An 11,967-nucleotide genomic window follows, 5' to 3' on the forward strand; every position below is an offset into this window, starting at 1 on the left:
TTCCGTACCACAGCCCTGATGTCCTGGTTCTTTTGATTTTGATCCGATATATGCAACATCTGCTTCATAGAACATGTTATCAAGTATCTTCTCTGAGTTGCATTCTGTCATTAATACTCTGCATTTTCTGCACAGCAGTAATGCAGTCTTGTAGTTTACATCCAGCTGAGAACGCATCTCCATTGCGCTGACACCTTTGTTGGAAGTGAAGAAGATAAACAAGCCAAGCAGCAGCTTATACAGATCCAGTTTACAGTCCTGAAAGATTGTTCCTGCAAACAGACATGACTGATGACCACATTTTGAGCAGGTATATACATGATTGCGTGTAGAAATCTTCTTATAGTGAGTGCAGCCACATTTTTCGCAGTAGTAACCGTTAGGATACTTGGCATGAAAGAAGAAATCTTCACAGGCCTGATCATTGTTTGCATACTTTCTAGTAAATTCAATCATAGATGGTTTTTTATCTTTATATTTAGACATATACTTTTACCTCGCAGTTAAAGTGTATATCCAGCAATATGATTTTATTGTACTAAAAAGCGGATACTAAAGAGATTTCTGAACTTTTTTGAATCAGGTGGTCAGTTATGTAATTTTAAAAACATGAGAAAAATTGTCAATCAGTTCTGATTGTATAAATATAAATTGGAAAATTTCAATATAATATATGACATATGTTAGAAATCAAAGATATATCAAAACAGTATAAGACAGGAGATTTGATCCAGAAGGCCTTGGATCATGTATCTTTAAATTTAAGAGACAATGAATTTGTCGCAATTTTAGGACCAAGTGGATCTGGCAAAACAACGTTATTGAATATTATTGGTGGATTAGATCGCTATGACAGTGGTGATCTAGTCATCAATGGTATTTCTACAAAAAAATATAAAGACCGTGACTGGGATTCCTATCGTAATCATACGATTGGTTTTGTATTCCAGTCATACAACCTGATTCCACATCAGACGGTTCTTGCAAATGTGGAACTTGCTTTAACCATTTCTGGTATTTCAAGAAAAGAAAGAAAGCAGCGTGCAATTGAAGCTTTAGGAAAAGTTGGTCTAAAAGAACAGATACATAAAAAGCCGAATCAGATGTCTGGCGGACAGATGCAAAGAGTTGCCTTGGCAAGAGCTTTGGTCAATGATCCAGATATTCTTCTTGCGGATGAACCTACAGGTGCACTTGATTCAGAAACATCTATACAGGTCATGGATCTGTTGAAAGAAGTTGCGAAAGATCGCCTTGTGGTCATGGTAACGCACAATCCTGAACTTGCACATCGCTATGCAAATCGTATTGTAAATGTAAAAGACGGCCATATCTTATCTGATACAAATCCATATGTGATAGAAGAGAAGTCGTTGCCTGCTGTACATAAAAATCTTGGGAAATCATCGATGTCATTTTTGACTGCGCTGTCTCTTTCTTTAAATAATCTGATGACGAAAAAAGCTAGAACAGTTCTTGTTTCGTTTGCGGGATCCATTGGTATCATTGGAATTGCCTTGATTATGTCATTATCCAATGGTGTCAATGCGTATATTCAAAATACAGAACAGGAAACTTTATCAGAATATCCTTTAGAAATTGATAAATCTGCTTTCTCTATGACGAGTATGATGGGGAATATGGCAGAAGCACATACGAAAGAAAAATCTGGTGAAGTGAATGAAATCGATGTTGTGAATAATATGTTTTCTGGAATGAGTCAAAATGATCTTGCGTCTTTAAAGACATATTTTGATTCTGGAAAGAGTGATATTGATACATATGCAAGAAGCATTGAATATCAGTACAATGTTGAACCACAATTGTATTTACCTGATACAACAAATGGAATCAAGCAGGTCAATCCAAACAATTTAATGGCAAACAGTGGTATTGCGCCAACATCTTCCATGTATTCTTCACAGTTTTCAATGAATGATTTTAGTGCTCTTCCAAAGAATGATTCTTTGTATAGAGATAGCTATGAAGTCAGTGAAGGCAGATGGCCGCAAAATTATAATGAAGCTGTTGTTGTGCTGTCAAAAGATGGATCATTAACAGATATGACACTCTATTCATTAGGTCTGAAAGATTATAGTGAATTAGAAAAGATTGTTAAAAGCTTTCAGAATGAAGAGAGCAGTGATGTAAAAACAACAAGTAAAGACTATCAGTATCAGGATTTTATTGGTATTCATTTAAAGCTTGTCAATGCGTGTGATGCATATGCATATGATGATGCATTAGGTGTTTATGCATCGAAGAGTAATGATGAAGCGTATATGAAAAAACTGATTGACCAAGCTGAAGATATCAATATTGTTGGTGTTGTAAAACCAAAAGGAGATGCCAATATTCAGATGTTGTCTTCTGGCGTCTATTATTCAAGTGATCTTGTAGAACATATCATTCAATATGCATCAAATTCAGAAATCGTGAAGAAGCAATTGGAACAGCCAGATAAAAACATCTTTACGGGGAAAGCATTTGGAGAAGAAACAAGTGAACTTGATACAGAGCATTTATTTACTGTTGATGAAGCAGCACTCGCAAACGCATTTAAAATGGATTCTTCTAAAATTAACATTGATCTATCAAAGTATTTAGATGTTTCCAGCTTATCTAGCAGTGTGAATGTATCAGATCAAATGATTCAGGAATTGATTTCTTCAAGCTTGAAGCAGGTTTCTCAAGAAGAAGCACAACAGGCATTCATGAATCTTTTACAGTCATATCGCACATATATGGAAAACAATGATACCAGTGATCCTTTGAAACCTTTAGAAGAGTATCTTACAAGTGGCGAAGCAAAAAAGATACTGATGCAATCGATGAGTAGAATCAGTAAGAATGAAACAAACAGTGCATTGATTTCTGAAGCAATTACATCTTCTTTAAAAGATCTTTATACAACAATTGTGAATGAAAATCATGATTCTCTTACGGATTATCTGAATACTGAAGAAGCAAAGCAAAGAATCTATGATACGGTATATTCCACATATCAAAGTGTGCAGCTTGTGATTACAGATGATGATCTGAATGGCATCGTTAAGAATTTACTTGCGGGATATATGGCGAATGGTGGTTCGTTTGATCAAGACGCCTTTACAAATACTTTCTTTGCATATCTGAATACAAAAGAAGGTCAGGATGCATTGAATGGTGTTGTTTCTGTATTTGTAGATACAGATGCTTTATATTCCAGTGCGTCTAAAATGATCAATACACAAACATCTACATTGATTCAGGCAATGTCATCTTCTATTACACAGGCAATGAATGCGATGGTTCGACAGCTGCCAAATGCGTTAAGCATTGATGCAAGTGCATTTACGAATGCATTCCAGATGAATATGGATGCATCACAATTACAGGCAGCACTTGCGAGTATGATGTCTTCATCATCTTCTTCGAAAGAATCTAATTTATCTACATTAGGATACGCAGATGTAAAGGATCCAAATGCAATTGTGATCTATCCAAAGGATTTTGAAAGCAAGAGTGAAATCATCAACATACTAGATGCATATAATGAAGAAATGAAAAATGCAGATGAAGACAAAGTCATTACATACACGGATCTTGTTGGAACGTTGATGACATCTGTTACGGATATTGTGAATGTCATTTCATATGTATTGATTGCCTTTGTAGCGATTTCACTTGTGGTATCTTCCATTATGATTGGTGTCATTACATATATTTCAGTACTGGAAAGACAGAAGGAAATTGGAATTCTACGCGCAATTGGAGCTTCAAAACACAATATTTCAAATGTATTCAATGCCGAGACATTTATTACAGGAGCTTTGGCAGGAATCTTTGGAATTGGCATAACACTTATATTACTTGTTCCAGGCAATGCATTGATTCATTCCTTGACTGGAAGTACTTTAGTTAATGCATCATTACCGATATCTGCAGCAATCATTCTGATTGTATTAAGTATTGTATTAACTTTGACTGGTGGAATTATTCCTTCTAGAAAAGCCGCAAAATTAGATCCAGTGAAAGCACTCAGAACAGATTAACAAGAATGGAAAAAAACATTCTTGTTTTTTAAAAAAGTGATGTAACCGTTATCATTCTGAATAAATTTTCAAAAAGATGAAAAAATCGAAAAAAATACGATGAAATCAGCACTTTTTAAATGTTATCGGTTTTCAAAGTAGAAAAAAATGTTGTAGAATAATGAGTATTGTGAAGGACACGAGGAAAAGAGAAATTATGAACAGACCTGAATTTAATGATGCATTTGCGAAAACAAAACTAAAGCCACATAAGACTTTCGGTGGCAAAGTAGTGGAAATTCTTTATGGCGCAAAAGACGCTGAAGGAAATCCATGTGCACCTAAAGAGGGTGTAGAAGACGGACATGGCCGTTGGTTTGGTATTGAAGTAAATGGTGATTATAGAATGTATTCCTGGACACATTCTAAAGATGAAGGTGGAAATACAGAGTATGGAACTGACCATGAAGATCACGCATTAGAAGATATGGAAAATGACATGCTCAAGAAGAGAGAACTTGCTAGAAACGCAGAAATTCTTTCAAGAGAATATTCCAGCGAAGATGCAAGTGAAAAGATGGAAGCTTTAAAGAACGAATGGAATGCTTTACCAACATGGGATACACCAGTTGAAAAGGAATACCAGGTTCGTTTTGACAAGGCTAATGCTGAATTCGCTCCAAGAATGGAAGAAATCAAGAAGAACAAGGAAGAAAAAGAAGCAATCGTTGCTAAGGCAGGAGAATTAAAGAATGCTGAAAACTTCAAAGATGCTAGAAATGTATTGAATGATCTGAAGGATGAACTTTATGCAATTGGTTCTGCTGGTGAAGAAGCTGACCGTGCAATGCGTTCTGCATTAAACAAAATTGAACGTGAATTACGTGACAAGCAGAGAGAATACAATGCCACACGTGATGAAAGAATGGCACAGGCTAAGGAAAAGAAGGAAGCAATTATTGCAGAAGCTAAGAAGCTCACAGCAAATGTTAAGAACTGGAAGAATGCTGGTGATGAACTTGCTAAGTTATTTGATGAATGGAAGGCTGCTGGTAATTCTGGCAAGGATGTAGATGATGAATTGTGGGCACAATTCTCTAGTATCCGTAAGGAATTCAATGCTGCTCGTAATGCATTCTTCGCTGAAAGAAGTGCAAAGTGGGAAGAATCTATTCAGACAAAGGAAAAGCTCATTGCAGAAGCTAAGGAAATTTCTGACAAGAAGGATTATGGTTTTGATACAACAAACCGTATGAAGGAATTGGATAAGGAATGGAGAGCTGCTGGATATTCTGGAAAAGAAAAGAACGATGCTCTTTGGGATGCATTCAATGAAGCTAAGGAAGTATTCTGGTCTGCTAAAAAGAGCGAATCTTTAAAGAAGATCCAGAACATCATTGATCGTAAGAAGAATGAACTTGAAAGTCTCAAGAAGAAGATTGAAGATCTTCAGTTCAGAATTGAAATCGCTCCAAATCCTAATATGAAGGAAGATTTCGAAAGAGAACTTCACTTGAAAGAAAACGAAATGGATAAGCTGGAAGCTTCTATTGCAGAAGACGAAAAGAAAATCAGTGAATAATCAAATGAAAGATAAGGCTTAGGTCTTGTCTTTTTTGTGTATAAAAGAAATCTTTATACAATCTTTATACGTTTTAACATTCTTTAATACATTCTTTAAATAATGAAACCTAATATAGAAGCATGAAAGGAGTGTCTATGCCAAAGGGTTTACGTCATAGAAGAATTCATATTACAACATTCCAGTGGATCATTATGGGATTCATTGGTGTCATATTGATGGGTACATTGTTATTAATGCTGCCAATCTCTACAAAGCAGAGAATCGTTACTAGTTTCCATGATGCTGCATTTACTGCAGTATCTGCAGTATGTGTAACGGGACTTGTGGTAAAGGATACAGGCAGTTACTGGTCTACGTTTGGTCAGATGATCATTATTCTTCTGATTCAGATTGGTGGTCTTGGTGTTATTACGATTGCGGTTGCATTTGCAATCCTTTCTGGAAGAAGGATCAATCTGATGTCTAGAAGTACGATGCAAAGTTCAATTTCTGCGCCATACGTAGGAGGTATTGTTCGTTTAACACGATTTATTGTATTAGGAACATTTGCGATTGAAGGAATTGGTGCACTTCTATTAATGCCACGCTTTATTCCACTTTATGGTCTAGAGGGGATATGGATGTCTGTGTTCCATTCTATCAGTGCGTTCTGTAATGCAGGATTTGATATCTTAGGAACAAAGAATAACATGTTTCCTTCTCTGGTTGGATTTCAAAATGATACTGTTGTGAATGTTGTTATCATGCTTCTTATCATGATTGGCGGTATTGGTTTTCTAACATGGGATGATATTTATCATCATACATATCATTTCAAGAAATATCGTTTACAGTCAAAGATTGTTTTAACCACAACATTCTTCCTGGTTGTATTACCTGCGGTCTTATTCTTCTTTGTGGATTTTCAAACGCTGCCTTTGAAAGAAAGAATTCTTGCTTCTTTGTTTCAGTCGGTAACAACGCGTACTGCTGGATTTAATACAGTAGATCTGACGAAGATGTCATCAGCATCAAAAGGTGTTATGACAATATTGATGCTGATTGGTGCTTCACCTAGTTCAACTGCAGGTGGTATGAAGATTACAACATTTGTCATCATTGTTACAACAGCTTTCTCTGTATTCAATCAGAAAGATGAAACGGATCTGTTTGATCGAAGATTTACGATTGCTGCATTACGACAGGCAATGACGATCTTTGTTATGTATCTAACGATGTTCTTTGTTGTAGCAATGTTTATTTCCATCCATGATGGATTTATATTGTCAGATTGTTTGTTTGAGACAGCATCTGCTGCAGGTACAGTTGGATTGACATTATCTTTAACTACGAAGCTTTCACATATATCACAGACATTGTTAATGATGCTGATGTTTTTAGGAAGAGTTGGAACACTTACTTTGATCTATGCAACAAAGCGTGTATCCAAGCATGTATATAAGAAAATGCTGGAAGAAATGGTTACGGTAGGATAGGAGAAAACAATATGAAGAATATTTTATTGATTGGTTTAGGAAGATTTGGCAGACACGTTGCAATTCATTTAAATGAAATGGGATATCAGATCATGGCAGTAGATAAAGCAGAAGATAAAGTCAATGAATGTATTGACTATGTTACAAGTGCTGTGATTGGAGATAGTACAAATAGAGATTTCCTGAAATCTTTAGGTATCGCAAACTATGATGTATGTTTTGTGACAATTGGTGGAAACTTCCAGAATTCTCTTGAAACAACATATCAGTTAAAAGAACTTGGCGCAAAGTGTGTAATCTCTAGAGCAGAAAGAGATGTACAGGCAAAGTTTCTGGAAAGAAATGGTGCAGATCATGTTGTATATCCTGAAAGACAGATGGCAAAATGGACAGCAATCAGATACGCTGCTGATCATATCTTTGACTATATGGAATTGGATGCAGAACATGGTGTATTTGAAACAGAAGTACCAGAGGAATGGCTTGGAAAAACAATTTCAGAATTGGATATTCGTAAAAAGTTCCATTTAAATATTCTTGGTATCAAGAGTAATGGTAAATTGACTGTCAATTTAACACCAGATACAACATTTGAAAAAAATTCCACAATTCTTGTTCTAGGAGAATACAGAAATCTTGAAAAATGCTTTAAAAAACAGAAAGCGTAATTAATATGATCTGGGTTATTTTGTTGATTGTTTATATTGCATTGCTTAGCTTTGTGGTAAATCATTACTTTTCTAGATTTTTAGATGAAATAAGACATCCAGAAAAATATGAATTCAGCACAAAAAAAAAACATGCTATGATAATGCAGAGGAAGAAGAATGCAGGAAAATAGATACAAAACAACATCACAAGAACATATTCTCGTATGTTTATCATCATCCTTCACAAATGAAAAACTAATCTATAGCTCAAGTGCTTTAGCCAAGGCTTTTCATTGTCCTCTTACAGCTTTATATATTCAAACATCATCTGCATCTCATATGAAAGAAGATGATGTAAAACGATTATCTGCTCATACTGCACTTGCAAAAAGTCTTGGCGCAGAAATTGTACAGATTCAGGGAGATGATGTACCTGTATTGATCAGTGAATATGCAAGAGCTTCCCGTGTAACAAAAATCGTCATTGGCAGAAGTGACAATCACAAACGGATGTTTTTTCCCAAACAGACCGTGACAGATCGTTTGATTGAACTGTCTAAAAATATTGATATTTATATTATCCCTGATCAAAGCAATCTAGATATGTATCGGAAAGGAAATTATATCATGCATCAGGATATCATGCCGAAATCCTCAGATATTCTTCCGATGGGACTGATACTGCTTCTTGTGACGGGAATTGGTATTTGTTTTCAACATCTTGGATTTACAGATTCTAATATCATTACACTGTATATTCTAGGTGTTCTTTTAACAGCTTTGATTTGTACAAACTATACAAGCTGTATTATTTCATCTGTTTTAAGTGTTATCGCATTTAATTATTTCTTTACTGAACCTGTTATGACGTTACATGCATATGCTCCGGGATATCCTGTAACGTTTTTAATCATGTTGATTGCTGGTATTATTACTGGTTCATCTGCTTCTAAACTGAAACAGGATGCTAGATTGCTGGCAAGTGATGCCTATCGTACAAAAGTGCTGTTTGATACCGATAAGCTGCTTGAAAATACAGATGATCCAAAACAGATCATTCTATTATGTGCCCAGCAGCTATCACGTCTTTTGAATCGTAAAGTTTTAGCAATTTCTAAAGATGATGATCATAAACATATCCACATGTATTATCCAGATCGTACATTTGCATATGAACAGTTAAGCAAAGAAGACGAAGAAGCAGTACAGTGGGTATTTGAAAACCATAAACAGAAAACGAATCGTGATACGCTGTATTTATCCATTCGTATGAATGAAATTGTCTATGGGGTCATTGGTATCATTCAGGAAGATGCACCAATCAATCCACATGAAAGTTCCATTGCATTATCTATTTTAGGGGAATGTGCACTTGCTTTAGATAATGAAAGAATCAAAAGAGAAAAAGAACAAGCTGCCCTTGTTGCGAAAAATGAACAGCTGCGTTCAAATTTATTGAGAACGATTTCTCATGATCTTAGAACACCATTAACTTCTATTTCTGGTGGTGCAAGTATCTTGATGGATAGTTATCAGGAATTGGATGATGCGGCCAGAAAGCAGATTTTTTCTGATATCTATGATGATAGTGAGTGGCTGAAGCAGGTTGTTGAGAATCTATTGTCGATTACAAGGTTTGATGAAGGAAGAATTCAATTGAATTTTTCGGATCAGCTGTTAGATGATGTAATGAGTGAAGCTTTGAAGCATATTGATCGAAAGAGCCATGAACATCATATTGAAAAGCAGATGTATGATGAATTTATGCTTGTCTATATTGATGCTAGATTGATCATTCAGGTCATTGTGAATATTATCAATAATGCAATTAAATATACAGAAGCAGGATCTACGATATTAATCCGTGTGAAAAAGCTTGAACATGTTGCACAAGTAGATATTATAGATAATGGACCAGGAATCAAAGATGTGAATAAAGAACATATCTTTGAAATGTTCTATACAGGAGAAAAACAGAATGATTCTACGGGCAGGTCTCTTGGACTTGGTTTAGCTTTATGTAAATCAATCATTGAAGCACATCATGGAGAAATTGGTATTTACGATGCTGAACCACATGGATGTGATTTTAGATTTACATTACCTTTAAGTGAGGTGAAGATCAATGGCGAATAAATTGAATGTTTTAGTTGTAGAAGATGATGCTTCCATTCGAAATCTCATTACGACAACTTTAAAAGCACATGAGTATAAGTATTTATCTGCATATAACGGCAACAGTGCTTTGCTTGAAGCATCTACACATAATCCAGATGTTATTTTACTGGATCTTGGTTTACCGGATATGGATGGAATTGAAGTCATACAGAAGGTACGCAGTTTTTCTTTGGTGCCAATCATTGTTATTTCTGCTAGAAGTGAAGATGATGATAAGATTCAGGCATTAGATGCAGGGGCAGATGATTATTTGACAAAGCCTTTTTCTGTTGCAGAATTGCTTGCAAGATTAAGAGTGACACAAAGAAGACTGTCATTTATCCAGAATGAAAAGATGAATCAGGATTCTGTCTTTGAAAATGGACAATTGAAGATTGATTATGTGAGTGGATGCTGCTATCTGAATGGAGAAGAACTGCATCTGACACCGATTGAATTCAAATTATTAACATTGCTTTCTAAAAATATAGGAAAAGTATTGACGCATACATATATCACACAAAGTATCTGGGGCAGTGCAAATGAAAATGATATTGCTTCTTTACGTGTGTTTATGGCTACGCTGCGTAAGAAAATTGAAAAGAATACAAATGGAGTGCAGTATATTCAGACACATATAGGTGTTGGATATCGTATGATCAAGATATGAAGTGGGGAATTATTGGTGCAGGAAGAATTGCACATCGTTTTGCATCCAGCTTAAAACATGTAGAAGGATGTACATTGCAGGCAGTCAGCTGTCGCACACTGCAAAAAGCAGAAATATTTCAAAAGGAACACCATGCGCTTAAAGCATATGGTAGTTTCGATGCGATTGTGAATGATCCTCATGTAGAAGCTGTGTATATTTCTACCCCGCATCAGTTTCATTATGCATGGATCATGAAATGTCTGCAGGCACATAAAGCAGTGCTTGTTGAAAAACCAGCATGCTTAAGTGCAGAAGAAATGCAGTCTGTGATTCACTGTACAAAAGAAAATCATTGCCTGTTTATGGAAGCAATGAAATGTCGTTTTACACCACTCTATGAAAAAGTGAAAGAAGTTATTAATGAAGATAGAATAGGCAAGATTACACAAATCAATACCTCGTTCTGTAATGCAGCAAGTATAGATGCAATAGAGAACTCTTATTTAGGTGATCCTGCTTCTTTAGGGTGCCTGAGTGATTTAGGAATCTATTGTATTTCCTGGATTGAAGATTTTACTAAAGAAGATATGATATTGAAACATGTATATGCAAATGTTAAGAATCGTGTGAATCTGTATACATGTGCATATATGCAAAGTGGTGATATTGCATGTGTGATGGAATGTGGAATGGATCGTGAAAAGGATAAGATCGTTACAATCAAAGGGACAAAAGGAACAATTGTTGTACGACCACTGCATCGCGCATTCCAGATGACAGTCACAACAGATGTTGTAGATGAAATAGATATTCCGTATGTTGTGGATGATTTCTATGGCGAAATCAAAGCATTTGTTGATTGCTGTAAAAAGGGAAATATAGAAAATGATCATATATCACATGCGGCATCTTTACGTTGTACAGAAATTATGGAAATGATCCAGAAGAGTTTATCGTATGACGAAAAAACATTGCTTCTATTAGAAAAAGAAGAGAAGCAATATCACTTGCAAGAAAAAAATGTTGAACGCTTAGGAAATCTTTTAAAGGAAAATCAGAAAGCGTATGATCGTACAGCATATGTTCGAATTTATGATGAAGTAAAGAATGCAGTTGTGTATGAATATATTCCAGAAGGAAAGGAAAAGAATGTTTTATATATTACAGGAAAAAGAAATGTGATGTTGAAAACAATGCATTCCAGTTTTTATGCATATGTTGAACATGAACTGCATGGAACATATTCTGATTTATCCTTTCCAGAATATTGCTTATCTGCAGGTGCTTTTCCGATCTTTGAAAATGGTGTTTTGCGTTATTCAATTGTAACAAGTGGTATGCATGAAGGAAGGGATCATGCGTTGATTGTGCAGTGTTTGTCACAGTTAAATGATATACCACAAAGTGATTTTCCATATCGTATCGTATGAAAAAG

The 11,967-nt window shown here is 35.4% G+C and carries 8 protein-coding genes; 7 read left to right on the forward strand and 1 reads right to left on the reverse strand.

The features are described from left to right. On the reverse strand, window positions 1-486 hold a 486-nt coding region (locus ACTND6_RS01120; RefSeq protein ID WP_441045034.1), incomplete at its 3' end, for a transposase. Between the two features lie 194 nt (window positions 487-680). On the opposite strand from ACTND6_RS01120, the gene ACTND6_RS01125 reads away from it, so the two are divergent. The 7 genes from ACTND6_RS01125 to ACTND6_RS01155 all read left to right on the forward strand — a co-directional run bounded on the left by ACTND6_RS01125 (window position 681) and on the right by ACTND6_RS01155 (window position 11,962). Then, a complete protein-coding gene (locus ACTND6_RS01125; RefSeq protein WP_441021155.1) occupies window positions 681-4,034 on the forward strand; it encodes an ABC transporter ATP-binding protein/permease in 3,354 nt (1,117 codons plus the stop codon). Window positions 4,035-4,230: 196 nt separating this feature from the next. Further along, a complete protein-coding gene (locus tag ACTND6_RS01130) occupies window positions 4,231-5,595 on the forward strand; it encodes a DUF349 domain-containing protein (RefSeq protein ID WP_320104363.1) in 1,365 nt (454 codons plus the stop codon). Between the two features lie 137 nt (window positions 5,596-5,732). Continuing rightward, window positions 5,733-7,073, forward strand: a complete 1,341-nt coding sequence (locus ACTND6_RS01135; protein ID WP_441021158.1) for a TrkH family potassium uptake protein — start codon at window positions 5,733-5,735, stop codon at window positions 7,071-7,073. Window positions 7,074-7,084: 11 nt separating this feature from the next. After that, window positions 7,085-7,741: a potassium channel family protein gene (locus ACTND6_RS01140; RefSeq protein ID WP_441021160.1), complete on the forward strand. Its 657-nt coding sequence runs from the start codon at window positions 7,085-7,087 to the stop codon at window positions 7,739-7,741. A 159-nt stretch (window positions 7,742-7,900) separates the two neighbouring features. Further along, window positions 7,901-9,859: a DUF4118 domain-containing protein gene (locus ACTND6_RS01145; RefSeq protein ID WP_441021162.1), complete on the forward strand. Its 1,959-nt coding sequence runs from the start codon at window positions 7,901-7,903 to the stop codon at window positions 9,857-9,859. Continuing rightward, window positions 9,849-10,550 carry a response regulator gene (locus ACTND6_RS01150; RefSeq protein ID WP_441021164.1) on the forward strand — a complete coding sequence of 234 codons (702 nt, stop codon included), beginning with the start codon at window positions 9,849-9,851 and terminating at the stop codon, window positions 10,548-10,550. The genes ACTND6_RS01145 and ACTND6_RS01150 overlap by 11 nt, the downstream gene beginning before the upstream one ends. Beyond that, window positions 10,547-11,962, forward strand: coding sequence for a Gfo/Idh/MocA family oxidoreductase (locus tag ACTND6_RS01155; protein ID WP_441021166.1), 1,416 nt, complete (start codon window positions 10,547-10,549; stop codon window positions 11,960-11,962). Before ACTND6_RS01150 ends, ACTND6_RS01155 begins: the two co-directional genes overlap by 4 nt. Window positions 11,963-11,967 lie beyond the last annotated feature (5 nt).

The organism is Bulleidia sp. HCP3S3_C9 (assembly GCF_052064035.1).
GTDB lineage: Bacteria > Bacillota_I > Bacilli_A > Erysipelotrichales > Erysipelotrichaceae > Bulleidia.